This window comes from Marmoricola sp. URHB0036 (assembly GCF_000426045.1).
Lineage (GTDB): Bacteria > Actinomycetota > Actinomycetes > Propionibacteriales > Nocardioidaceae > Marmoricola.
This window is the reverse complement of record NZ_AUEP01000003.1, coordinates 170,405-194,848: the sequence shown is the minus strand read 5'-3', so window position 1 is coordinate 194,848 and position 24,444 is coordinate 170,405. Positions and strand designations below refer to the sequence as shown.

The 24,444-nt window shown below is 69.9% G+C and carries 22 protein-coding genes and 1 tRNA gene; 14 read left to right on the top strand and 9 right to left on the bottom strand.

Going from position 1 to position 24,444, the window contains the following annotated elements; all coding sequences use genetic code 11:
- Positions 1-2 precede the first annotated feature (2 nt).
- Both glp and H976_RS0100955 read right to left on the bottom strand, forming a co-directional pair.
- Positions 3-1,244 carry a gephyrin-like molybdotransferase Glp gene (gene glp, locus H976_RS0100960; protein ID WP_027859997.1) on the bottom strand — a complete coding sequence of 414 codons (1,242 nt, stop codon included), beginning with the start codon at positions 1,242-1,244 and terminating at the stop codon, positions 3-5.
- Positions 1,245-1,253: 9 nt separating this feature from the next.
- A complete protein-coding gene (locus H976_RS0100955; RefSeq protein ID WP_027859996.1) occupies positions 1,254-2,639 on the bottom strand; it encodes a UTP--glucose-1-phosphate uridylyltransferase in 1,386 nt (461 codons plus the stop codon).
- Between the two features lie 22 nt (positions 2,640-2,661).
- Between H976_RS0100955 and H976_RS0100950 the strand changes: the two genes are divergently transcribed.
- From H976_RS0100950 to H976_RS0100940, 3 genes are read left to right on the top strand one after another with little or no spacing between them, the layout of a single operon-like run.
- Positions 2,662-3,243, top strand: coding sequence for a 5-formyltetrahydrofolate cyclo-ligase (locus tag H976_RS0100950; RefSeq protein WP_231388756.1), 582 nt, complete (start codon positions 2,662-2,664; stop codon positions 3,241-3,243).
- 47 nt (positions 3,244-3,290) lie between these two features.
- A complete protein-coding gene (locus H976_RS0100945) occupies positions 3,291-3,722 on the top strand; it encodes a GNAT family N-acetyltransferase (protein WP_051275902.1) in 432 nt (143 codons plus the stop codon).
- 27 nt (positions 3,723-3,749) lie between these two features.
- Positions 3,750-4,103 carry a nuclear transport factor 2 family protein gene (locus H976_RS0100940; RefSeq protein ID WP_027859993.1) on the top strand — a complete coding sequence of 118 codons (354 nt, stop codon included), beginning with the start codon at positions 3,750-3,752 and terminating at the stop codon, positions 4,101-4,103.
- Position 4,104: 1 nt separating this feature from the next.
- Here H976_RS0100940 and H976_RS0100935 read toward each other — a convergent pair whose 3' ends face one another.
- On the bottom strand, positions 4,105-6,666 hold the full coding sequence (locus H976_RS0100935) for a penicillin acylase family protein (protein WP_231388755.1): 2,562 nt from the start codon (positions 6,664-6,666) through the stop codon (positions 4,105-4,107).
- Positions 6,667-6,744: 78 nt separating this feature from the next.
- Here H976_RS0100935 and H976_RS0100930 point away from each other — a divergent pair, with 78 nt between their 5' ends.
- The 3 genes from H976_RS0100930 (at position 6,745) to H976_RS0100920 (ending at position 8,231) form a co-directional block, all read left to right on the top strand.
- The gene (locus H976_RS0100930) at positions 6,745-7,077 is read left to right on the top strand and encodes an FmdB family zinc ribbon protein (RefSeq protein ID WP_027859991.1); all 333 of its coding nucleotides are present in this window, start codon (positions 6,745-6,747) and stop codon (positions 7,075-7,077) included.
- A gap of 78 nt (positions 7,078-7,155) precedes the next feature.
- A complete protein-coding gene (locus H976_RS0100925) occupies positions 7,156-7,812 on the top strand; it encodes an SAF domain-containing protein (RefSeq protein ID WP_051275897.1) in 657 nt (218 codons plus the stop codon).
- Positions 7,813-7,865: 53 nt separating this feature from the next.
- Positions 7,866-8,231, top strand: coding sequence for an MscL family protein (locus tag H976_RS0100920; RefSeq protein ID WP_027859989.1), 366 nt, complete (start codon positions 7,866-7,868; stop codon positions 8,229-8,231).
- A 4-nt stretch (positions 8,232-8,235) separates the two neighbouring features.
- Here the strand turns inward: H976_RS0100920 and H976_RS30255 are convergent, their stop codons facing one another.
- The 4 genes from H976_RS30255 to helR all read right to left on the bottom strand — a co-directional run bounded on the left by H976_RS30255 (position 8,236) and on the right by helR (position 12,961).
- Positions 8,236-8,412, bottom strand: coding sequence for a hypothetical protein (locus H976_RS30255; RefSeq protein WP_196803910.1), 177 nt, complete (start codon positions 8,410-8,412; stop codon positions 8,236-8,238).
- A 4-nt stretch (positions 8,413-8,416) separates the two neighbouring features.
- Positions 8,417-9,340, bottom strand: a complete 924-nt coding sequence (locus H976_RS23875; RefSeq protein ID WP_196803909.1) for an NAD(P)-dependent oxidoreductase — start codon at positions 9,338-9,340, stop codon at positions 8,417-8,419.
- A gap of 158 nt (positions 9,341-9,498) precedes the next feature.
- Positions 9,499-10,680 (bottom strand): LCP family protein, encoded by a 1,182-nt coding sequence (locus tag H976_RS23870; protein ID WP_051275894.1) that lies wholly within the window; start codon positions 10,678-10,680, stop codon positions 9,499-9,501.
- A 118-nt stretch (positions 10,681-10,798) separates the two neighbouring features.
- The gene (helR, locus tag H976_RS0100900) at positions 10,799-12,961 is read right to left on the bottom strand and encodes an RNA polymerase recycling motor ATPase HelR (protein WP_231388754.1); all 2,163 of its coding nucleotides are present in this window, start codon (positions 12,959-12,961) and stop codon (positions 10,799-10,801) included.
- Positions 12,962-13,413: 452 nt separating this feature from the next.
- Here helR and H976_RS0100895 point away from each other — a divergent pair.
- The 3 genes from H976_RS0100895 to H976_RS0100885 all read left to right on the top strand — a co-directional run bounded on the left by H976_RS0100895 (position 13,414) and on the right by H976_RS0100885 (position 16,700).
- Positions 13,414-13,486: transfer RNA gene (locus H976_RS0100895), tRNA-Arg, on the top strand.
- 243 nt (positions 13,487-13,729) lie between these two features.
- A complete protein-coding gene (locus H976_RS0100890; protein ID WP_027859987.1) occupies positions 13,730-15,112 on the top strand; it encodes a pyridine nucleotide-disulfide oxidoreductase in 1,383 nt (460 codons plus the stop codon).
- Positions 15,113-15,143: 31 nt separating this feature from the next.
- Positions 15,144-16,700 carry a DHA2 family efflux MFS transporter permease subunit gene (locus H976_RS0100885; RefSeq protein ID WP_051275892.1) on the top strand — a complete coding sequence of 519 codons (1,557 nt, stop codon included), beginning with the start codon at positions 15,144-15,146 and terminating at the stop codon, positions 16,698-16,700.
- A 24-nt stretch (positions 16,701-16,724) separates the two neighbouring features.
- Here the strand turns inward: H976_RS0100885 and H976_RS23865 are convergent, their stop codons facing one another.
- Positions 16,725-17,141 carry a response regulator transcription factor gene (locus H976_RS23865; protein WP_051275890.1) on the bottom strand — a complete coding sequence of 139 codons (417 nt, stop codon included), beginning with the start codon at positions 17,139-17,141 and terminating at the stop codon, positions 16,725-16,727.
- 168 nt (positions 17,142-17,309) lie between these two features.
- Between H976_RS23865 and H976_RS0100875 the strand changes: the two genes are divergently transcribed.
- The 5 genes from H976_RS0100875 to H976_RS23845 are packed head-to-tail and all read left to right on the top strand — an operon-like array spanning position 17,310 to position 22,192.
- The gene (locus H976_RS0100875) at positions 17,310-18,347 is read left to right on the top strand and encodes an alpha/beta fold hydrolase (protein ID WP_051275888.1); all 1,038 of its coding nucleotides are present in this window, start codon (positions 17,310-17,312) and stop codon (positions 18,345-18,347) included.
- 58 nt (positions 18,348-18,405) lie between these two features.
- Positions 18,406-19,296, top strand: a complete 891-nt coding sequence (locus H976_RS23860) for an isoprenylcysteine carboxylmethyltransferase family protein (RefSeq protein WP_051275886.1) — start codon at positions 18,406-18,408, stop codon at positions 19,294-19,296.
- Positions 19,218-20,264 carry a C40 family peptidase gene (locus H976_RS23855; protein WP_081682565.1) on the top strand — a complete coding sequence of 349 codons (1,047 nt, stop codon included), beginning with the start codon at positions 19,218-19,220 and terminating at the stop codon, positions 20,262-20,264. Before H976_RS23860 ends, H976_RS23855 begins: the two co-directional genes overlap by 79 nt.
- A gap of 49 nt (positions 20,265-20,313) precedes the next feature.
- Positions 20,314-20,979 (top strand): class I SAM-dependent methyltransferase, encoded by a 666-nt coding sequence (locus H976_RS23850; RefSeq protein WP_051275882.1) that lies wholly within the window; start codon positions 20,314-20,316, stop codon positions 20,977-20,979.
- Between the two features lie 34 nt (positions 20,980-21,013).
- Complete coding sequence (locus tag H976_RS23845) at positions 21,014-22,192, top strand: DUF2235 domain-containing protein (protein WP_051275880.1); 1,179 nt, start codon at positions 21,014-21,016, stop codon at positions 22,190-22,192.
- Here H976_RS23845 and H976_RS0100850 read toward each other — a convergent pair.
- Positions 22,189-24,285, bottom strand: coding sequence for an MMPL family transporter (locus tag H976_RS0100850; protein ID WP_027859984.1), 2,097 nt, complete (start codon positions 24,283-24,285; stop codon positions 22,189-22,191). The genes H976_RS23845 and H976_RS0100850 overlap by 4 nt on opposite strands.
- Positions 24,286-24,444 lie beyond the last annotated feature (159 nt).

Below are 24,444 nucleotides of genomic sequence, written 5' to 3'. Positions count from 1 at the left end.
ACCTAGGCCCGGTCCAGGAGGAGCACCGGCACCTCGTCGCCCTGGTCGACGTGGGTGACGCCCTCGGCCAGCACGATCAGCGCATCGGCCCGCGCCAGGCCCGCGATCAGGTGCGAGCCGGCGCCGCCGACCGGCGTGACCTGTACTCCCCCGGCGCCGAGCGCGACCTCGGCGCGCACCAGCTGCTGCTTGCCGCGCATCGAGCGGACGGAGGTGGTGACGGTGCCGGTGACCAGACGCCGCCCCACGGTCGCGCGACCGGTGAGCTTGTGGAGGGCGGGCACGACGAACATCTCGAAGGAGACGTACGCCGAGACCGGGTTGCCCGGCAGCGTGAAGATCGGGGTGCCGTCCTCGCCGACGACACCGAAGCCCTGCGGCTTGCCGGGTTGCATCGCCACCTCGAGGAACTCGACCGTGCCCAGCTCGCTGAGCACCTCCTTGACCACGTCGTGGGTGCCCTTGCTGACGCCGCCGCTGGTCACGACGAGGTCGGCGCTGCCCAGCTGGTCGCTGAGCGCCTCGCTGAAGGTGGCGGGATCGTCGGAGCTGGCCTTGACGCGGTAGGCGATCGCGCCGTGCGCGCGCACCGCCGCGGCCAGCAGGTAGCTGTTGGAGTCGTAGATGTTGTCGCGCCCCAGCGGCCGCCCCGGCTCGACCAGCTCGCTGCCCGTCGACATCACCACCACCCGCGGGCGAGGCGCGGTCGGCACGCGATGCAGACCGACGGCCGCGAGCACCCCGACCTGACGGGTCCCGATCACCTCGCCCTTCCGCATCAGGAGATCGCCCTGCTTGACCTCCTCGCCGGCGTAGCGGATGTGCTGACCCTCCTCGGGGGCCCGGCGGACGAGCACCTCGCGACCGGACTCCTCGGTCCACTCGAACGGCACGACCGCCGTACATCCCTCGGGAACGGGTGCACCGGTCATGATCCGCACGGCCGTGCCCGGGGTCAGCGTGAAGATCTGGGTCTGGCCCGCGGCGATCTCCCCGACGACCGGCAGGTGCAACGGGCGTTCGGGAGTGGCGTCGGCGACGTCCTTGAAGGCGACGGCGTACCCGTCCATCCCGGAGTTGTCGAAGACGGGCAGCGACACCGGGGCGAGCACGTCCTCGGCCACGGGCAACCCGATGGCGTCCATCAGGGGATGCTCGAAGGGCTGCATCGGTTCGATGCGGGACAGCACCCGCTCGAGGTAGTCCTCCACGGGAAGGGGCCGCTGGTCCGAGTCGGGAGGCATGTGCCGACCCTATTCGCTGCTGCTGCCCTCGCCGAGGACCGTGCCGGCCTCGACGCGGCCGTGGTCGCCCTTCAGCTTCGCGTCGCCCTTGACCTTGACCCGCTCGCCGAAGGTCCAGTCTCCCTTGACGACCAGCGAGTCGGCCTCCTTCAGCGAGGGGACCCCAGCCGGGAAGCGCTTGTCGAACTCCTCGACGACCTTGTAAACCTCGTCGAGGTCGATGAACGGCAGGCTCTCCGCGACCTGGTCGAGCACGAAGTCGGTGCCGAGGTCGTAGGCGTCGGAGCGCAGCACCAGCAGGTCGTTGGTCGTCTTGACCGGCACGAAGCGGTCGCGGCCGACCTCGATGGTGCGCGAGTCCGGGAACACCTCGATCGCGGCACCCATCGCCGTCTCGATCTGGATCACCTTCGGGCTCTTGGGGTCGCTCGGGTCGACGTTCTTCTCGTTGCGGATCAGCGGCAGCCCGAGGATGTTGTCGCGACGGTCGAGCTCGTCGCGCATCCGCCGGAGGTCGAACCACAGGTTGTTGGTGGAGCAGAACTTGTGGCGCTCGAGGTCGGCCAGCGCTTCCTTGTCCTTGTCGGCGGTCTGCGCGGTCTCGCGGAGCACGATGCGGCCGTCGGCCTTGCGGATGGCGAAGTGACCGCCCTTGCGGTCCGAGGGAGTACGCCGGACCGCCTCGATCGCGAACGGCGCACCCGACTCCGCGAACCAGCCGGCGACCCGGGCGTCCGGGACGGCACCGAGGTTGTCGGAGTTGGAGACGAAGGCGTAGCGGTAGCCGGCGTCGATCAGCTTGTCGAAGAGGCCGGTGCCCTTCATCGCGGTGTAGAGGTCACCGTGGCCGGGCGGACACCACTCCATCGACGGGTCGCGCGGCCAGCCGATCGGCGTCAGGTCGCCGACCTTGAGCTTGGGCTCCTTGTTCTGCAGGAACTCGATCGGCAGTCCGTCGACGGCCAGGTCGTCGTAACGGGCCAGGGCGGCCCGGGTGTCGGCCGAGGTCCGGAAGCTGTTCATGAAGATCAGCGGCAGCGTGGCGCCGTACTCCCGACGCAGGTGCAGGACCTGGCGGGCGATGACGTCGAGGAAGGAGAGCCCCCGGCGGACGCACAGCAGCGACTTCGCCCGCGCCATCCCCATGGACGTGCCGAGCCCGCCGTTGAGCTTGATGACAGCAGTCGCACCGATGGCGTCGGTGGCGACGTCCTCGCCGACCTCGACGTCGGCCAGCGACTCCATGTCCAGCGGCTTGATGGAGCTCTCGGGGATGATCCCCGTCTCACCGTGCTCGATCTGCCGGTAGTAATGCGCGAAGACGTCGATCGCCACGGGATCGACGCCGGCGGCCTGCATCTTCTCCCTCGCGAGCCGCAGTCCCTTCGAGTTCATGCTTCGATCGTAGGCTGGTGTGGTGCAGGAGTTCATGGGGGTCACCAAACTGGCGGTGCGCGACCAGCTCCTGACGGCCCGCAAGCGGCTACCGCTGGGCGTCCTCGGCGAGCGGGCACGCGCCATCGCGGAGCACCTCATTGCGGCACCCGAGGTACGCCGGGCGGCCACCGTGGCGACGTACGTCTCCGTCGCCAGCGAACCCGGCACCGGCCCCCTGCTCGACGCCCTCACCCACGCCGGCAAGCGGGTGATCCTCCCCCTGGTGCAGCCCGACCTCGACCTCGACTGGGCGGTGTACGACGGACCGGCAGCCCTGCACACCGCCCGGATGGGCCTCCTCGAGCCAGACGGACCACCGCTCGGCCTGGACGCGATCTCCCTTGCAGATGCGGTGCTGGTCCCGGGCGTGGCCGTGGGCCGCGACGGCATGCGCCTGGGTCGTGGCGGCGGCTGCTACGACCGCGTGCTCCAGCGGGTCTCCCCCGGCACCTTCGTCTGCCTGGTGCTCAACTCCGAGGAGGTCCTCGACTCGGTGCCCGCCGAGGACCACGATCGCCGGGTCACCGCCGTCGTCACGGAGCAGGGGATCACCCGCTTCTGAGCGCGACATCGTGGTCCGAGCTTCCGAGACACGGCTAGGTTTCCCCCATGGCTGGCGATCTGGTCGTGGAACCCGTGACGCACGTGGACGCCGACGCGCTGCTGGGTCTGTACGACGCCGTCGGCTGGTCGTCCTACACCCGCTCCCCGCAGGTGCTCGAAGCCGCGGTCGCGGGATCGTCCTACGTCGTCACCGCACGACGTGACGGTGGTCTGGTCGGCCTGGCGCGGGCCGTCTCGGACGACGCGACGATCTGCTACCTCCAAGACGTGCTGGTGCTGCCGATGGAGCAGCGGACCGGCGTCGGCCGGGCACTGGTCGGCGCCGTTCTCGATCGCTACCGGTCGGTGCGGCAGAAGGTGCTGCTGACCGACGACGAGCCTGCCCAACGTGCCTTCTACGAGTCGCTCGGCTATGCCGAGATCGGCGACTACGTCGGAGGGACCCTGCGGGCGTTCGTCCGCTTCGATCACACCTGAGCACCACGACGAAGGAGGCACGACGCGATGCCAGCCCAGAGCGCGAACCAGGCCAAGCAGTTCATGAGCGAGCTGCTCGCCACCTGGACCGAGACCGACCCGGCAGCCCGCCGAGCAGCAATCGTCAGCCACTACCACGACGACATCGTGTTCTTCGACCCCGACGGCGTCTTCACTGGTCACGCCGATCTCGAGTCCTTCAGCGACTCACTCCAGCAGCGTTTTCCGGGCCAGCGGTTCGAGATGGTGGGCGAGCCAGCCGCCGTCGGTGATGCGCTACGGACCTACTGGCACTTCGGTCCCGTCAGCGGCATGGACTTCGCCGTCATCGCGTACGGCAAGGTCAAGACGCTCTACGCCTTCCTGGAGGGGCCGGCCTGAGTCAGCCGTCCTCGGACGGTTCCAGCACCAGTCGGTCGTCCGTCGCCTTCGTGACCTCGTCGCGGGCGAAGGGCCAGGGCAGGGTCTTGCCGTCGACCCACAGCGGGGTCTGGTCGCGGTAGTGCCCCGAGAAGATGTGGCCCGACTCGCCGGTCAGGTTGATCCAGCGCGACCGTTCGAGGTCGTCGAGGTCGACCACCATCCGCATCGAGGGGGCGGAGTCGACGTCGTAGCCGATCGCGGCGTTCCAGCTGGTGGCGTCCACGATCGAGCTGCCGCCGCCGACGTCGTACGGCCCCCGGTTGAACAGGGCACGCACCAGGCCGATGTCGCTCTGCCCCAGGGACTGGTTGTCCAGATGCAGCCCGTGCAGGTGGCCCCAGGTCCACTTCGTCGGGCTGACCGAGATCCTGCGCGTGAGCTCGTCGCGGGCGTCACGCATCGCCTCGGAGAGGATCAGGTCGCGGTCCTCGACGACGCTCTCGGTGGTGGCGTCGTCCCACCACTGGCTGTTCGGCTGCCGCAGCAGGTTGCCGACCACCGCGATCCACCGATGTCCCCCGTCCGGCCACAGCGACTCGGGCAGCTGGTCGTGGAAGGTGAGGCGGAGCAGGTTGCTCCAGACCGCGTTGAAGTACGCCGCGGCAGCGGAGTCGGCGGGCTGGGTGTAGTCCCAGTCGACCAGCAGCCGCTGTCCCTCGGAGTAGTACTCGGAGGTCATCAGCTGTCGCATCAGGTACGGCACCAGCACGGGCGCGATCGGGTTGCGGGTGTCGAGCTGCAGCTGGGCCATGTCCGCGACGTCGAGCCGCTTGCCGTCCTCGATGTCGGCGGCGAGGAGGTCGCGGATCCGCTGGCTCCGGTAGCCCTGGTCGAAGGAGTCGGTCAGGTGCCACCGGTAGTCCGGACCGGTGACGGCCTGGTTGGCGGTGACGATGAACCCCTCGGCCGGGTTGAGCACGTTGGGCAGTGAGTCGAACGGCACGTAGCGGCCCGACCAGTCGTTCTGCGGCAACCAGCCGGCCGCCGGGTAGTCGCCGTCGCGGTTGCCCTTCCGGATCGGCACCACCCCCGGCGCCTGGTAGCCGATGTTGCCGGCGGTGTCGGCGTACACGAGGTTCTGGCTGGGTACGGCGAACGAGCGTGCGGCCTCGCGGAACTCGCTCCAGTTCGTCGCGGCGTCGAACCCGAACAACGCATCCGCGGTCGGTCGGGGCGTGAGGGCCGTCCACGCGAGCGCGACGGCGTACCCGTTCCCCCGATCGGGTGAGCCCGCCGGCACCTTGGCGTTGGCGCCGACGCTGGAGAGCTCGGCCGAGACGTCGGAGAGCAACGGTCCGTGCCGGGTCGAACGCACCGTGATCAGCTTCGAGCCGCCCCCAGCGATCCGGATCACCTCGTCGCGCTCGGACAGCGGCACCTGCTTGCCGTCGTAGAGATAGGTCTTGCCGCTGACCTTCTCCAGGTAGAGGTCGCTGACGTCGGGGTCGAGGTTGGTCATCCCCCAGGCGATGTCGCGGTTGTGGCCGATCACCACCCCCGGCAGTCCCGAGAAGGTGAACCCGCTGACGTCGAAGGGGCAGTCGGCGCTGACGGTCGTGCAGTGCAGGCCCATCTGGTACCAGATGCCGGGCATGCTCGCCTCGAGGTGCGGGTCGTTGGCGAGCAGTGGCTTGCCCGAGACGGTGTGGTCACCGGAGACGACCCAGCTGTTCGAGCCGATGCCGTCGCCGTGGCCCATCAGGTCAGGGATCGCGTCGACGCCGCGTCGTACGGCCTCGAGAGCGGTCAGTGCCGCCTGGCCGAACGCCGGACGCGGGGCCGCCCCCCTCCGCTCGCCGTCGGGGGTCGGCACGATCGGCGCGTGCCGGTCGTAGGGGTAGCGAGGGTAGAGCTCGTCGACCTGCTCCGGAGTCCGGCCGAGGGAGAGCCGGGTGCGCTCGACCTCCTCGTCCATGTTGCCGCGCAGGTCCCACGCCATTGCCTTGAGCCAGGCGAGCGAGTCGACCGGCGTCCACTTCTCCGGCTTGTAGTCCAGGCCACCGAGGCCGAGCACGGTGTACTCCGTTGACAGCTGGGTGGCGGACTTGCCGGCGAGGTAGGCGTTCACGCCGTCGCTGTAGGCGTCGAGGTAGGACCGGGTCGCCGGACTGAGCAGGTCGTACTCGCGGTCGGCGACCCGCCGCCAGCCCATCGTGCGGATGTACATGTCGGTCTCGACGGTCTGCTTGCCGAGCAGCTCGCTGATCCGGCCGGCGGTGACGTGCCGGCGGAAGTCCATCTCGAAGAACCGGTCCTGGGCCTGGACGAACCCCTGCGCGTAGAACAGGTCGCTGCTGTTGTCGGCGTACACCTGCGGAATGCCGTGGCTGTCCCGGAGCACCTCCACCGTGTCGTTGAGGCCCGGGACCCGGATGGTGCCGTCCACCTGCGGCAGCGGGCGGCGTACGGCGATCACACCACCGACCAGGGCCAGCAGCAGGACCAGCACGAGCAGAGCCGCCCCGAACGCCGAGCCGCGGACCCATCGCGGCCATTCGGCCATCGGTCGTCTGTCCGTCACGTCAGGCATTGTGCCGTAGCATTGGCAGTCGAAGACGACGAGTGCCAATCCCTCGCCCGTGTGACTCCCGGAGGACCAGTGCCCACCTATCAGTACTCCTGCACCGACTGCGGCCACTTCTTCGAGGCCGTGCAGAGCTTCTCGGACGACTCCCTCACCGTGTGCCCCGAGTGCGAGGGCCGCCTGCGCAAGGTGTTCAACGCGGTCGGCGTGGTCTTCAAGGGCTCCGGCTTCTACCGCACCGACAGCCGCAGCGAGTCGGGCCACAAGAACGGCCACGCGAGCAGCGAGAAGAGCCCGTCCAAGGACGGCGCGAAGAGCGAGTCGTCGGGCACCTCCTCGACCTCCGACTCCTCCTCCGGGTCCTCGGGGTCCTCGAGCGCGTCCAGCCCCACGCCCACCCCCGCCTGACCTTCACCCGGGGCCGCCCCGAACGGGGCTGTGGATTGACGACGCGCGTCCGGCCGGATCGGCCTACCTTCGGTCGCCATGAACGTGCTGCCTCGACCCGGTCCGCTCGGTCGCGCCCTGCGCCTGGTCCGTCGACTCCGGCGACGGGTGCTGCTCCACCGCCGCGTGCTCGCGGCCCTCTGTGCCGGGGCCGCCGTGCTCGTCGGCCTCCAGGCTGCCGCCCCTCCGCCTCCCGAGACCGTCACCGTCTGGACTGCCTCCCGTGACCTCACCGGCGGCAGCGTCCTCGGCCCGCACGATCTCGCCGCGTCCCGGTTCGCGCCGGAGACGGTGCCCGACGGCGCCGTCCGCCGACCGGCAGCAGTGCTCGGCCGGACCCTCGCCGCGCCGATGACCCGCGGCGAGCCGCTGACCAGGGTGAGCACGCTGGCTCGGGGGTTGCTCCGCGGCTATCCCGGCAGCACGGCGGTGCCCCTGCGCATCACCGACCCTGCCGTCGTCGACCTGCTGCGCGTCGGTGACCGGATCAGCCTGGTCGTCACCGATCCCGACGGCCGGGGCGCTCCCTCACGGCTGGTCGACGACGTTCCCGTGATCGCCATCCCCGAGGTGCACGAGTCGCTGGGCAGCGGCACGCCCGGTCGGTTGGTGGTGGCCGCGATCCCTGCAGGAGAGGCGAGCGAGGTGGCTGCGACCGCGGCCACGTCGATTCTCATCCCCGTCTGGAGTCGCTAGCGTCACCGGCAACGGCACCCGAACCGGTCGGGTCTCGGAGAGGAAGTGTCACCATGACTGGCTTCAAGAACTTCATCCTGCGCGGCAACCTCGTCGAGCTGGCCGTCGCGTTCATCATGGCCGCGGCGTTCGTCACCGTGGTGAACGCGACCGTCGACCTCATCATGGGCATCGTGGGCAAGATCGGCGACCAGCCGGACTTCAGCGCCTGGAGACCGGGAGGGCTCCTGTTCGGCGCGTGGCTCACCGCCATCGTCTCGTTCGTGATCATGGCGGCAGTCGTCTACTTCCTGATCGTGAAGCCCTACACGGTCGCCAAGGAGAGGTTCTTCCCGGCCGAGGACAGCGGCACGCCGGCCGACGTGGCGCTGCTCGAGGAGATCCGCGACCTGCTGGCGACCCGGAGTGGCGGCGTCTGAGGGGCTAGCCGCCGTGGTGCGGCGGCACCTGGCGCTTCAACCACTCGTCGTTGCCGTCGGGCCTGCTCTCGGGCACCTCGGCGTCGTCGCTGGTCTGCTCGGGGAGCACGTCACCGAAGACCTCGGCCAGCCGGCGACGGCGCTTCTCGCGCTCCTCCGGCGTCGGTGACTGCTCGCTCATCGGGTCACGAAGGGACCGGCGCCGCGAGACCCTCGCGGGCCGCGTCGAGCCATCCGGCGTCGAACTTGGGGCGTACGGCGCGCCAGCCGGTCTGCGCGGCGAAGTGGTCGCTGCACACGCGCAACGAGCGGCAGAGCGGCTCGAGTCGCGGCCCGATCAGCCAGCGTCCCAGCGAGCCCATGAAGGCGCCCGACCCGACACCGGCCGCGTCGGCGTACCCCTGCACGAGGTCGAGGCGTTGCACCGGTTCGGCCCCGACGTTGTAGACCCCGCTCGGGGCGTGCAGCGAGGCGAGTACGGCGCCGCCGAGGTCGTCGGTGTGGATGACGTGGGCCCAGTCGGAGGGATGGCCGATCCCGATGCCGCGACCGTGGCGCGCGGCGCGCAGCCAGTGGCGTGTCTGACCGTCGTCGCCGACGATCGTGCCGAACCGGAGCACCACCCCGACCCGGGAGTCGCAGGCGTAGTCCTGGACGTGCGACTCCCCCACCGCCGCGGGCTCGGTCATCGAGGAGATCTCCAGCGGGCTGTGCTCGGTGATCCAGTCGTCGCCCTGGTCGGCGTACATGAAGCTGACGCTCTCCTGCACCACGCGACGTACGCCGGCCCGGCGCGCCGCCTCGACGACGTTGGTGACGCCCGTCGTCCGCAACCGGTCGTGGCGCCGCCACGCGCCGGGCAGCAGGGCGCTGTGCCCGACGGGCGCGCTCGCGGCGAGGTTGATGACCGCCTCGGCCCCCTGGTAGGCCGACTCGAGGCTGTCGACGTCGAAGATGTTGCCGGCCACCGGTCGGGCGCCCATCCGGGTGACTGCGTCAGAGCTCTCGGTCGACCGCGTCACGACCACGACGTCATGGTCGGCGCCCACCAGGGCCCGGACAGCGGCCCTGCCGATGACGCCAGTGCCCCCGGTCACGACTGTCCTCACGACGCACATACTCCGGTAACGAACCGATAACAGCAACCGGGGCGCGCCCAAGAGGGGGCACTGGACTGCACGAGCGCGACCTGGACGGGCCCCTTGATGACCAAGCCCGAGGGGGAGCCCGCCACGCCCCGCTCACTACGCACCTCGGACTTGGCCATCTAGGCGCACAGACCGGCCTCTTCCGCCTCCTGCTTGCGCTTGGCCTCGGCCTGCTGGGCCGACTGCGAGGGGTTCGACGACGGTGTGCCGTTCGGCGACGGAGAGCTGCTCGGCGTGCCGTCGGCCTTGGTGCTGCCCGGGGAGACAGCACCTTCGCTGAGCCTGCCGAGCGGCTTGTCGAAGCGGATCTTGCGCCACACGTCGGCCGCACCGGGCGCGAGCTGGAGCCGGTTCGGGTCGGGCTGGTAGGTCTCGTTGGGCACGGTGATGAACTGGATGTTGTCGAGCCCGATGTTCTTCAGCGACGACCCGAGGGACGCGAGCTCCTTGAGGTGGGCGAATCCGGTGTCGGTGGTCAGCGACTTGGTCGCGGCGTCGAGGAACTTGTAGAGCCGCACCGGGTTGGCCAGGGTCCCCTTGGAGACGACCTTCTTGATCATCGCGGAGATGAACGCCTGCTGCCGTTTCATCCGGCCGATGTCGCCGGTCTCGGCGCCGATGTCGTGCCGCACGCGGACGTAGTCGAGGGCCTGGTTCCCGTTGACCTTGTAGGTCCCGGCCGGCAGGTGGATGTGCCCGACGTTGTCGTTGACCTCCTTGGGCACGCACACCTGGACGCCGTTGACGGCGTTGACCATCTCCTTGAAGCCGGCGAAGTTGATCACCACGAAGTGGTCGATCCGCACGTCGGTGATCTTCTCGACGGTGTGGATCGTGCACAACGGCCCGCCGACGGCGTACGCCGTGTTGAACTGGATGAGGCCGCCCGGGATCGTCTTCTTGCCGTCCTTGGACTTGCAGTCCGGTCGGTCCACCATCGTGTCCCGCGGGATGCTCACGCCGTAGGCACGCTTCCGGTCGGCCGAGAGGTGCAACAGGATCGTGGTGTCGGAGAGGCCGGGGGTGTCACCGCCGATCTTGGTGCCGTCGCGGTTGTCCGAGCCCATGATCAGGATGTTCAGCGGGTTCTGCGGTCCGCCGACGTCCACGGTCTTGGGCCGGTCCTTGCCGAGGGCGTCCCCGATGGGGATGGCGTTGATGTTCCCCTCGAGCTTCTTGTAGGCGATCACGAAGGCAGTGCTGACGATGAGCAGCACGACGGCGAGGGCGATCAGGACCTTGGTGGTGACGCGCCGTCGCCGAGGAACGCGATCTTTGTGGCGCGGCTCTTCCTCGGACAACGTGACCCTCGATCTCCCTGGCGACCCCCCATTGTGACCATGTGAGTGCGGGGCGCCCAAATCATGGCATGCAGCTGGTGACCCTAGGCCCGGATGCTGAAGGTCGGGTGCGCAGCGCTCAGGAGCTGCTCAGGATGACCAGTCGCTCGGTCGCCCGCGTCATCGCGACGTAGCGGTCGACACCCCCCTCGATGCCAGGACCGAACGACTCGGGATCGACCAGCACGACCAGGTCGAACTCGAGTCCCTTGGCCAGCTCCGGCGTCAGCGACCGCAGGCGGGGCGAGCCGTCGACCACCGGACTCTCGACCCGGTCGACGCCGATGACGCAGCCGATCCCGTCCTCGTGCCCGGCGAGCCAGGAGCCAAGGATCGAGTCCAGGTCCGAGACGGGGCCGTGCACGACGGGCACGCCGCTGCTCCTGACCGAGGTCGGGACGTTGGCGTCCGGGAGGACGGCCCGGATGACCGGTTCGGCCTCGACCATCACCTCCTGCGGCGTCCGGTAGTTGATGCTCAGCGAGGCCAGCTCGACGTGGTCGAGCCCGACGCGCTCCAGTCGCTCCCGCCACGACTCGGTGAAACCGTGCCGAGCCTGGGCGCGGTCGCCGACGACGGTGAAGCTGCGGGACGGGCAGCGGAGCAGCAGCATCTGCCACTCGGCGTCGGTCAGCTCCTGCGCCTCGTCCACCACGACGTGCGCGAACGGCCCGGCGAGCAGGTCGGGGTCGAGGCCCGGTACGGCGTCCTCGTCGACCAGCGCGTCACTGAGGTCCTGCCCGCGCAGCATCGACATCACCTGCATGTCCGAGTCGTCGGTCGCGATCAGGTGGTCGACGACCCGGGCCATCTCCTCACGGTCGGCCGCGATCGCCGCAGCCTGCCGACGGTTGCGCCGCGATGCCTCGGGGTCCCCCAACCGCTGCCGCGCGGCGTCGAGGAGAGGCAGGTCCGACAGCGTCCATGCCTGGGCGTCTTCCCGCTGGAGCGTGCGCACCTCCTCGGGGCTGAGCCAGGGAGCGGACAGGCGCAGGTACGCCGGCACCGACCACAGGTCCCCCACGAGATCGGTCGGCTCGATCATCGGCCAGGCGCGGCTGAAGGCCGTGGCCAGCTCCCGGTTCTGCCCGAGCGACCGACGGACCATCTCGGGGGAGACGTCCTCGTCGTCGTGCTTGTCGGTCAGGATCGTGAGCAGCGCGTCCCAGACCTGGTCGCGCGCCTCGTTGTGCGGCGTCCCGGGGTCCGGCGACTCGAAGGCTTCCTTCCACTCGTCGGCGCTGAGCCAGATGTCGGACCAGGGGGTCTCCACCAGCCTCCCTTCGGTCGGTGGCTCCTCGTAGAAGCGGACGGCCGGCTCGATCGCAGACACCATCTCCGCCGAGGACTTGAGTCGCGCGACCTCCGGGTCAGGCTCGATGGTGGCCCCGTCACCCTCGGGGACCAGGTGGCGCAGGGTGCAGGTCTGGACACCCTCTTCTCCCAGGCTGGGCAGGACGTCGGCGACGTAGGCCAGGTAGGGCTGGTGCGGTCCGACGAACAGGACCCCTCCCCTGCGGTGACCCAGTCGCGGATCGGCGTACAGGAGGTAGGCGGCGCGGTGCAGCGCTACCACCGTCTTGCCGGTGCCCGGGCCGCCATCGACCACGAGGGTGCCGCGGGATCCGGCCCGGATGATCGCGTCCTGGTCGGCCTGGATGGTGCCGAGCACGTCCCGCATCCGCCCCGACCGGCTGTCACCGAGGCTGGCGATGAAGGCGGACTGGTCGTCGAGAGCCGTGTGGCCCTCCAGCCCCTCGGGTGTGAACACCTCGTCCCAGTAGTCGGTGATCCGGCCACGGGTCCAGCGGTAACGGCGGCGGCTGGCCAGGCCCATGGGGTGTCCGTGCGTCGCCCCGAAGAACGGCTCTGCCGCCGGCGTACGCCAGTCGACCAGCAACCGCCGACCGTCGCTGTCGGTCAGCCCGAGCCGCCCGATGTGGACCATCTCGGAGTCCTCGCCGACCATCCGGCCCAGGCACAGGTCGAGGCCGAAGCGCCGGAGGGTCCGTAGCCGCGTGGTCAGTCGGTGCACCTCGAGGTCGCGGTCCATCGCCTCCTGGCCGGTGCCACCGGCCTCGCGGCGTGCGGCATCGACCCGGTCGCTCAGCTCGGCGATCGACTGCTCGAGGGTGGTCTTGATCGCCGCGAAGTGTTGTTCGTCGGCAGCGATCAGCTCCGGGTCGGCCTTGGCGGGGTGCGCGGCCAGGTCGAACGCGCTGGTGGTCAGGTGGTCCAACATCTGCTCCGAGTCCGTCGGTGTACGTGTACGGCCGGTGAGTGTGCGCCCCGACCGGGGCCTTGCCGCAAGACCCCTGGTGCGCTATACGTTGGGAGTGGAAAGGGAGCCGCGGCTTCCTTTCCTTCGTCGTTTCCGGCCGAGGTCTTCCTCGGCCGGACACCTCCGTGCAGCGAGCGGCTGCTCTACCCTCGGGAAAGCGTCGAAGCCATTCGGCCACCACCTGACTCGGAGGACCGAGGAACGACAAGGAGAACGCGCGTCCCGGTTGGTGGGCGACCTTCGGTGCCCGCCGCCGCGTGAAGGCCCAGATCCGCCGCCAGCGCGCCGACGAGCGCGCGCAGTCCCCCTCCCGGGAGCCGGAGCGCCCCGGGCACAGTGGCAGCATCATCAGCGGCTAGCCACCGGGTAGCACCGTCGTCGCGATGGTCGCCCCCGTGTAAATTCCGACCCCCGCCCCAGTAGCTCAGTGGATAGAGCAGCCGCCTCCTAAGCGAAAGGTCGCCAGTTCGACTCTGGCCTGGGGCACAAGGCGTAGGACGAGCGCAGGAGGGCTCGGTTTCCCCGGACGTCCGGGGAAACTCCGGGCTGGCAGGCAATGCTTTGCCCGCCATCCCCCAGAACTGCCCGCCAGCCCCGCCCGTCTTGGGCACGTGCAGCCGATGGGAGCAGTCGACTCGACCGCACGGGCCAGGGTCTGCCGATTCCGCTCTGCCGGCCTCGCCGCGAGGCCGGGTGCCAGCGGGTTCCGGGTCATGGTTGGGTTTCCCCGTGGGGCGCGAGGTCGAGGTCGACTACCTGGTGGTCGGAGCCGGGGCGATGGGCATGGGGTTCACCGATGCCCTGATCGACCACGCCGACGTGCGGGTCGCGCTCGTCGACCGTCGTCAGGGTCCCGGCGGCCACTGGCTCGAGGCCTATCCGTTCGTCCGGCTGCACCAGTCGTCGACCTTCTACGGCGTCGCGTCGACCGTGCTCGGCGGGAAGATCCAGACGGACGGACCGGAGGCGGGACTCCACGAGCGGGCCGACCAGCCGACGATCTGTGCCTACTACGACGACCTGTTGACCGACCGGATGGTCGGGTCTGGCCGCGTCGAGTTCTTCCCGGGACACGACTACCTCGGCGACCGCGCCTTCCTCTCGCTCGAGTCCGGTGAGCGGTTCGAGGTGCCGGAGCGCTGCCGGGTCGTCGACGCGCGCTACCTGGCGCCCGAGATCCCGGCGGAGACGCCGCCCCGCTTCGCAGTCGACGGCGCGCAGGTGATCCCGGTCAACGACCTCGTGCGGGTGGAGCACGACCCGAGCCAGTACGTCATCGTCGGCTCCGGCAAGACCGCGACCGACGCCTGCATCTGGTTGCTGCGCGAACGCGGCGTGGACCCCGACGACATCTGCTGGGTCAGGCCACGTGACCCCTGGATGCTCAACCGCGCGCTGATCCAGCCCGACCCCGCGATCTACCTCGGCATGGTCGCCAACATGATGCGCGTCTCGGCCGGGGCGGCCTCCCTCGACGACCTGTTCCTCGGTCTCGAGGAGGCCGGGATCATGCTGCGCGTCGACCGGTCCGTCGTACCCACCATGGCCAAGGCCCCCACCCTCGGCCTGTGGGAGCTCGAGCTCCTGCGCTGCATCGAGCACGTCGTACGCCGTGGGCACATCCGCTCTGCCTCGCGCGGCCGTCTCGAGCTCGCGGACGGTTCGGTCACGCTAGCCGACGACGCCCTGATCGTGAACTGTGCGGCCGACGGGCTCAGGAACCCCGGACGCATCCCCATCTGGCAGCCGGAGGTGATCACGCTGCAGACGATCCGGGCCGGCTTCCCCTGCTTCGGCGCGGCGCTGGCGGGGTACGTCGAGGCGACCCGCGACGACGATGTCGAGAAGAACAGGCTGTGCGCGCCCTCGTCGTTCGGCAACAGCCTGCGGGACTGGGCGACCATGAACGTGCTGGGCCTCCGCAACGCGGCCTCCTTCGGCTCCGAGCCCGACATCAAGGCGTGGACCGACAGCATCGCGGTGAACCCGGCCCGCATCCCCCCGGACCACGGCACCTCCCCCGAGCTCGACGACGCCCTCGACCGTCTCCAGACCAACCTGGCTCCCGGGCTGGCCCGGCTGACGGAGCTGAGCGACGTGGGGCGCGCCTAGACTTGCCGGACCAGTGGTCGAAGGAGCAACCATGACCGACAGCGTGGTCGACGTACCCGACGTGCCCGACCTCCCCGACCACATCGATCGGGCGGTCCTGAAGATCGCGGGCGTCGTCGTGATCGGCGCCATCATGTCGATCCTGGACATCACCGTCGTCAACGTCGCCCTGCCCACGTTCCAGACGGTGTTCGGCACGCGCGGCGACCCGATCGCGTACTCGACGGTGGCCTGGTCGGTCACGGCGTACACCCTCGCGTTGGCCACCGTGATCCCGATGACCGGCTGGGCTGCTGACCGCTTCGGCACCAAGCGCCTCTACATGACGGCCATCTTCTTGTTCGTCTCCGGCTCGGTGCTCTGCGCCACCGCCTGGAGCATCGGCGCCCTGATCGGCTTCCGGGTCCTGCAGGGCCTCGGCGGCGGCATGCTGATGCCTCTCGGCATGACGATCATGACCCGCGCAGCCGGCCCGCACCGGATCGGCCGGCTGATGGCGATCCTCGGGGTCCCGATGCTGCTGGGTCCGATCCTCGGCCCGATCATCGGCGGCTACCTCATCCAGGTCGCGAGCTGGCACTGGATCTTCCTGATCAACGCGCCGATCGGCCTGATCGCGTTCCTCTACGCGTGGCGGGTGCTGCCGCGCGACAGCCCGGAGCCGTCGGAGTCCTTCGACTTCCTGGGAATGGCGCTGATGTCACCCGGACTGGCGTTGTTCCTGTTCGGCGTCTCGTCCATCCCGGGCGAGGGCACGGCCAGCGCCCCGCGTGTGTGGGTGCCGATGCTGATCGGCGTCGTGCTGATGGTCGCGTTCGTCTTCCACTCGTTCCGACCGGCGCACCCGTTGCTCGACCTGCGCCTGTTCAAGAACCGCAACCTCACGATCTCGATCATCACGATGTTCCTGTTCGTCGCGGCCTTCTTCGGTGGGTTGCTGCTCGTGCCGACGTACTTCCAGGAAGTCCGTGGCGAGTCGACCCTGCATGCCGGTCTGCTGGTGGCACCCCAGGGCATCGGCGCGATGATCACGATGCCGATCGCGGGGCGTCTGGTGGACAAGCGACCCATCGGGCAGATCGTGCCGTTCGGCCTGGTGGGCATCCTGATCGGCATGTTCGGGCTGACCCAGCTGACCGCGACCACGCCCTACCCGGTGATCATGGGCTTCCTGTTCGTGATGGGTCTCGGCATGGGCTCGACCATGATGCCGCTGTTCACCTCGGCCCTGAAGACCCTGAAGGCCCACGAGGTGGCCCGCGGCTCGACGCTGCTGAACATCAACCAGCAGATCGCCAGCTCGTGCGGCGTCGCCGTCATGTCGGTGATCCTCACCAACCACCTGCAGGCCTCCAAGCTGGCCGGTCCTGCGATGGCCACCCTGCACATCCCGTCGCTGGCCGACAAGATCCCCGCGGCCGCGATCACCAAGGGGCTCGAGGACGCCGCCAGCGCGTTCACCGACACCTACTGGGTCGCCTGGGTGCTGGTGGCGCTCACCTTGATCCCGGCGTACTTCCTGCCACGCAAGCGCGAGGAGAGCCACCTGCTCGACGACGAGGGCGTGCCGCCCGTCGTCGTGCACTGACCGTCAGGCGACTTCAGCTGGGCGCTAGCACTGCGCGGTCGCAGAGACCGCTCCACCGGTGCGCCTCAGGATGGTCTCGAGCTTGGCGAGCAGGGCCTGGCGGGTCTGACCGTTGCGGATGAAGCCGTGCGCGCCCATCCGCCTGGCCAGCGACGCCTGGATGGAGTCCTCGCTGAACGAGGAGTGCATCACCACCGTGCTCAGGGGCGCCTCGGAACGGATCAGTCGCAGCGCCTGGAGGCCGTCCATGACCGGCATGGCGATGTCCAGCAGCACCAGGTCGGGCTGGTGCAGCTCGGCGGCCGCCACGCCGGAGCGACCGTCGGCCGCTTCCGCCACGACGGCGAACCGATCGTCGTACTCCAGCATCAGCCTCCACAGCGATCGGAGCTCATGGGAGTCGTCCACGACGACGGTGGTGTACGGCCGGGGTGATGGCATTGGCGAGCCTCTTCTTGACGTCGACAACCGGGCAGCAGCCGACGCTAGTCCACATCCTGAGATGTCTGGGCCCGAATGATGAACTGTCCGCGAACGTCCCGATTGTCGTCACTGAGTCGTTTGAGGGGTTCCGTGGCGTCGGCATTCCGGGCCGACCGGGACGGCAGAATGACGGTCGTGAAGCAGCGGCTGGCGACGACGCGACTGTCCGACGGGACCGAGATCGCGTACGCCGTTGCGGGCTCGGGACCACTGTTGGTGCACGCACCGGGATGGCTCACCCACCTCGAGCGGAGCTGGGCGATGCCTCCCGAGCGCGGGTTCTACGAGGCGTTGGCCCGCGGCCGGACCCTGGTCCGCTACGACCGGCCCGGGTGCGGCTTGTCGGGTACGACGTCGAGGGCGTTGTCCATGGACCTGGAGGTCGAGACGCTCGCCGCTGTGGTCGCCCACGTGACCTCCACGACCGGCCGTGACGGCGTCGAGCTGTTCGGGGCGTCGCTCGGTGCGGCCGCGGCTGCGAGCTTCGCGGCGGCCGACCCCGGTTCGGTGTCGCGGCTGGTCCTGTACGGCGGCTGGGTGCGCGGCCGCGATGTCGCCACGGCGGAGAACCGCGAGCACGTCCTCGGCCTGATCGGCGAGCAGTGGGGCCTCGGCTCCGACGTGCTGGCCGGCATCTTCGCCCCCAGCGCCGACGCGGCGACCCGAGCGGCGTTCATCGACTACCAGCGCGAGTCCACCACCCCGCAGCACGCCCGCAACCTGCTCACCCTGGCCTACGACCTCGACATCACCGACCGCCTCGGCAGCATCACGGCACCGACCCTGGTGATCCACCGCGAGCGGGACCGGGCCGCGCCGCTGGAGCAGGGCCGGGCGCTGGCGGCCGGCATCCCCGGCGCGAGCCTCGAGGTGCTCGACGGCCGCGACCACCTGCCCTACATGGGCGACGCCGCCGCCCTGGCCACGAGCGTCCGGCGCTTCCTCGGGCTTCCTGCGGTCCGGGCCGGCGCGGCAGCAGCGTTGACCGACCGTCAGCGGCAGGTCGCGCGGCTGGTCACCCAAGGTCTGACCAACCGGGAGATCGCCGCCGAGCTGACCATCACCGAACGCTCCGTCGAGTCGCACGTCGAGCGCATCCGCGACCGCCTCGGGTTCCGGTCGCGCTCGCAGGTCGCGGCCTGGTACACCGCCGGCGGCCGCTAGTGTCAAGTGCGGTAATTCCACCGCTGACACCGCACGCACCGGCCACGAGGCTGGCGGCATGCCCACGTTCCTGAGCTCCCTCGCCGCCCGCCTCTACTCCGGTTGCGCGTACGCCGCCTTCGTCGCCGCGTCGTGCTGGGGCGTGCTCTTCCTCGCTGATCTCGGTCCCCTGCCGACCGTCGACTCGAACGACTCGGTTCCGACCGGCTGGGCAGTCGTCATCGACCTGGCCCTGTTGCTGGTCTTCGCCGTCCAGCACACGGTGATGGCCCGCGACGGGTTCAAGCAGTGGCTCACCCGGACCGTGCCGAGCGAGGTGGAGCGCAGCACCTTCGTGCTGGCGGCCAGCCTGGCCATGGCGTTGATGTTCTGGCAGTGGCAGGCGCTCCCGGCCAGCGTGTGGGAGCTGCACACCCAGCCGTGGGTGTTCCTCGTCTGGGTCGTCTACGGCGTCGGCTGGATGATCGCGATCGCGGCGACGTACATGATCGACCACTGGGACTTCTTGGGTCTGCGCCAGGCCGGATGGCTTCCCGCACGACCCTCGTCGTCGGACACGGTGTCGCGCCGCTGGCTCTACGCCTGGGTGCGGCACCCGATGATGCTCGGGCTGCTCATCGCGTTCTGGGCGACTCCCTCCATGACCGTCGGCCACCTGCTGTTCGCGATCGGCGCCTCGGGCTACGTCGCGATCGGCGTCCGCTTCGAGGAGCGCGGCCTGCGCCGCCGGCTGGGCGAGGAGTACGACGACTACGCCCGGAGCGTGCCCCAGCTGCTGCCCAACTTTCGCGGCCACTCCGGGAGTCGACAGACGAGCGACCTGACGGCAGGATCGGGCGGGACCGGAATCTCGGGACCGGAAGGAAACCGATGCGACGCAGCACCACGCACCGCCCTGCACATCGACTTGTCTCGCTCGCCACGCTTCTCGCCGCCGTTCTCGTCGTAGCGCCGGGAGCCTCGGCGCTCAGCCCGGCGACAGCCGCCCCCTCGCCGCAGCGGATGTACGTCGCGGTCAACGTCGCCACAGTGTGGACCAACCCCGGCAAGGCGCGCCCGGTCGACAGGCCGGCGCTGACCAACCCCGCGCACCCGCGGAAGTGGCTGCACGACATGACTCCCGACCAGCGCGCCGACCTGACCGACAGCAACCGGACCCAGACCCAGGCGTTGTACGGCGCCCCGGTGCTCGTCCTCGTCCAGCAGGGTGCGTGGAGCCAGGTCGTCGTACCCCGGCAGCCGACTCCTCGCGATGCCCGCGGCTACCCGGGCTGGATCCCGACCCGGCAGCTGACGAGCAACCCGTCGTACGCACGCGCCGTCAGGAGCCGGCCGTTCGCCCTCGTCGACCGTGGCATCGGCACCGGCCTCTACGCCGGCCCGAAGCTGAGGCACCGGGTGCTCACGGTCAGCATGAACACCCGGCTGCCGGTCGTCGGTCGCACGCCCAGGGCCTTCGTGGTCGCCACCCCCAACGGCCGCGAGTGGCTGCCGAAGTCGCGGGCGCACGTCTACCGGACCGAGAAGTCCATCCCCCGGCCCACCGGACGTCAGCTCGTCCGCACCGCGAAGACCTTCCTGCACCAGCCCTACGTGTGGGCGGGACGGTCGGGCTTCGGCTTCGACTGCTCGGGCCTCACCGGGACCGTCTACCAGGTCCACGGCATCACCATCCCGCGCGACTCCGGCCCCCAGGCCCAGGACCCGCGCGCCCGCCGGGTGGCGGCCACGAACCTCCGCGCCGGGGACCTGCTCTTCTACTCGCACTCCCAGTCGGCCGACGACATCTACCACGTGGCGATGTACGTCGGGAACGGCCGGATGATCGAGGCCTACGACCACCTGACGCCGGTGCGCATCACGAAGGCACGCCTGGGTGAGAACTACTGGGGAGCGGTGCGCTACCCGCACCGCTGACGACTCGCACCCGGCGGACAGCGACGCCCGTGCGTGAGAGGCTGGCGCGATGGTTCCCGAGGTCCCCATTGGCGACTGGTTGCACCAGGGCTCGACCGATCCCGACGAGGTCGCCGACCGGTACGACGAGTGGGCGCAGGGCTACGACGACGACCTGGTGACGTGGAACTACCAGGCTCCTGCGGTGGTGGCGGACTCCGTCGTCTCCCGCCATCCCGACGCGGGCTCGGTGCTCGACGTCGGGTGCGGCACGGGTCTGGTCGGCCGAGCACTGCGCGCCCGAGGATTCACCGGGCGCCTGCTGGGGCTCGACATCTCCCAGGCGTCCCTCGACGTCGCCCGGCAGGGCGGGGCGTACGACTCGGTCGAGCAGGCGGACCTCCAGCAGCCCCTCCCCCTCGACGACGACAGTGTCGATGCACTGGTCTGCGTCGGCGTGATGACCTACCTGCCGGAGGTCGAGGCGGTGTGGCGCGAGTTCGCGCGGGTGGTCCGGCCGGGAGGAGTCCTGGTCACGACACAACGCGACGACCTGTGGGATGCCCGGGACTGCCAGTCCGTGGTGGACCGGCTGGCAGCCGAGGGAATCTGGACGCCGCTGGAGATCGCGGGCCCGGCGCCGTACCTCCCTGACGGCTACGGAGGTACGCCGGAGGTCGACTGCTACTACCTGACCGCGCGCGTAGGTGGCTCGGAGCCCACCGCCGAGGACTGATGCGCGACGGGCTCTTCGGTGCCAGCATGACCACATGAAGCGACTGGTCGTGTGCTGTGACGGGACGTGGAACAAGCCGGACAGCGAACACGTCACCAACGTCGAGAAGATCGCGCGCACCGTCCAGAGCGATCCGTCCGTGACCGGGGGCGACTACCAGCTGGTGTACTACGTCAGCGGGGTCGGCGCCGGCAGCTACGAGGCCGACCGGATCCTCGGCGGCGCCTTCGGTTTCGGGCTGTTCCACAACGTGGTCGCCTGCTACCGGTTCCTGGCCCAGAACTACGAACCTGACGACGAGATCTTCATCTTCGGCTTCAGTCGCGGGGCCTACACCGCACGCTCGGTGGCGGGGATGCTGGCGACCGTCGGGCTGCTCACCAAGGTCGCCCTCGTCGAGGAGCGACTTCCCGAGGCGGTGAACCTCTATCAGGGCAAGAAGGTGAAGGGCGGGGCCCTCGGAGAGAGCGTGGACGAGTTCAAGCACGACCACTGCCACGCCGCGAAGGTGACCTATCTCGGCGTCTTCGACACCGTGGGCGCGCTCGGGGTGCCGGGCTTCGAGAAGGAGGCGCCGCGCTTCCACAACGTCCAGCTGAGCAACCAGGTGCTGTGCGCCCGGCAGGCACTGGCGATCGACGAGACCAGGTTGAAGTTCGCACCGACCTTCTGGGAGGCACCCGCCGAGCCTGCGGGTGCCCCGACCGAGGACCCGCGGGTCAAGCAGGTGTGGTTCGAGGGTGCTCACTCCGACGTCGGCGGGGGCTATGCGCAGACCGGGCTGTCGGACACCTCGCTGCTGTGGATGGCACGCCAGGCGCACGCCGAGGGCCTGGTCTTCGACGTGGACCTGCTGGGCAGGTACGCCGACAGCGGGTCCGATCCCGTCTGTCACAACCCGCTCAGCCTGATGTACAAGATCGACAACGAGCTCCTCGAGGCCAAGCAGCACCTCCCGTGGCAGCACGAGGACAGCGAGTTCAGCCACGGGCTGCGGCTGCTCACCAACGACCACGCGCTGTCGGTGCGCGTGGCGTCCTCGGCGGTCAGCCACTACCAGGAGGGCGGCTACGCGCCTGCCAACCTGGTGGAGTTCGCGAACCAGACGAACGGGTTCGAGGGGATCATCGAGCACGTCGACCGCCTTCCCGAAGCCGGGCTCGACCTGACCGACCTCGGCAGTCCGCCCGCTCGTGCGGCGGCAGCCGGCTAGAGCGATCGACCGCCGCCTGGACGCCGGCGCGGGTCGGGATCGACCCGCAGCAGCCGACCCAGCGGAGCCGGCATGGTCCAGTTCAGCGGGCCGAGGACCGCCACGAGGGCCGGGGCCAGCAGGCCACGGACGATGACGGCGTCGATGACGATGCCCAGGGCGAGCGTCGTGGCCAGGATCTTCACCTCGACCGAGGGCACCGTCGACAGTGCCACGAAGGCCAGGAACAGGATCAGGGCAGCGGAGGTGACCAGCCGCCCGGTGTGCGAGATGCCGTCCACGACAGCGCGGTCGGTCTCGCCGTGCTCGTCGTAGGACTCGCGCATCCGGGACAGGATGAAGACCTCGTAGTCCATGGACAAGCCGAACAGGAACGCGAAGGCGGCGATCGGCACCCAGATCGTGATCACGCCCGACGCCGACTGCCCGAACAGCAGCTCCGAGCCGTAGCCGTGCTGCCAGACCAGCACCGTCACGCCGTACGCCGCCGCGATGGAGAGCACGTTGAGCACCAACGCCTTGATCGGCAGCCACAACGATCGCAAGGCACGCGCGAGCAGGAGGAAGGTGATCGCGACCACGCCGAGGATCACCCAGATGACGTTGCCGTAGACGGCCGAGACGAAGTCGGCGTCCTGCGCCGGGCTGCCTCCGACCCGACCCGCACGGGTGGAGCGGATCCGGTCCAGGGCCGAGCCGCCGGCATCGCTTGCCGGGTCCGAGGCCAGGTAAACCTGCAGCAGCTGGTCGCCCTCGGCACGCCACGCGTCATCGGGCGGACTGACGACCGCTCCGACGCCCTCGGTCCCACGGAGCTCGGTGGCGGCCGCGTCGGCCGCGTCGGCCGGGACGAGGACCTCGACCGGGCGTAGGACGCCGCCGGGTACGCCGCTGGCGACCGCCTGCGAGATGACCCGCGACGCCTTCGCGTCCGTCTCGAGACCGGACAGCTGCGGCGACCCCAGCCGCAGTCCGAGCACCGGGGCGGCCAGGGCCAGCAGTACGATCGTCGAGGCGACGATGGTCAACCAGCGGTGCGCGAGCACCGTCTGCGCCACCCAGGTCCAGAACCGGTTGCGAGCAGGAGGACTGTTGCGGCGCGGCCACATGAGTCTCGGGCCCAGGACGCTGAGCACCACGGGCACCAGGGTCAGCGTGGTGGCGACGCTGAACAGCGGGATCAGCAGCCCGCCGAGCCCGATGCTGCGCAGGAAGGGCAGCGGCACGAGGATCAGTGCCGCCAGCGAGACCGCCACGGTGACGCCGCTGAACAGCACGCTCCGACCAGCCGTGGCCATGGCCCGGTGCACGGCCTCGTCGCCCAGGAGACCGCCCGCCCGTTCCTCGCGCCATCGCGTCACCAGCAGCAGGGAGTAGTCGATGGCCACACCGAGGCCGATCAAGGCCACGAGGTACTGGACCACGAAGATGACGTCGGTCACGGTGGTCAGCCCGAGCAGCGCGAGATAGGTGCCCAGGATGGAGACTGCCGCCACGACCAGCGGGATGGCGGCGAGCAGCGATCCGAAGACGAGGACGAGGACGATCAACGCACCCAGTCCTCCCAGGAGCACCTCGACCAGGATCGAACGGTCACCGCCCCCTCCTTCGGACAGGAGTGTGAACCCGGTCAGCTCGACGTCGTCGCCCGAGGCGCGAGCCTTGGCTGCGACCGCCTCGATCCGTGGCTGGGCGGCGACGTACGGATCGGGTCCCGAGGCTGCCGGCGGGTACACCACCACCACTGACAGCGTTCCGTCGCGCACGGTCAGGTCCTTCCCACCCGGGTCGGCGGAGGTCACCGTCCTCGTGCCCGGCACCGCGCGTCCGACCTGCTCCGCCACCTGGGCGGCGCTCTCCTGCGCGTCCGGTCCGCGCGTCACGAGGAGGAGCGGGTCGTTGTCACCACCGCCACCGAAGCGGTCGGCGATGAGCTGGTTGGTCTCGTAGGCCGGCTGCCCGGGCAGGGCGAACTCGTAGGTGAGCCGGTCCACGGTGCGGGTGGCGTTGACTCCGCCGGCGACCGCGATCGCGATCCACACCAGGGCGACCAGCCCCCTGTGCCGCAGCACCCAGTGGGACAGAGAGGTCACGCGGGTCCTTTCCCGAGCGGGCGCGGATCTCGAGCCTACGGGCAGGGTGGCGATCGTCCTCGGGCTCGTCGCACCCGCCTTACCGTTCTCTTACGCATCGCTGGATCCGGGGTGAGACCCGCGACGCGGGCCACTCGCTGAGGCAGGCTGAGGGGCGAT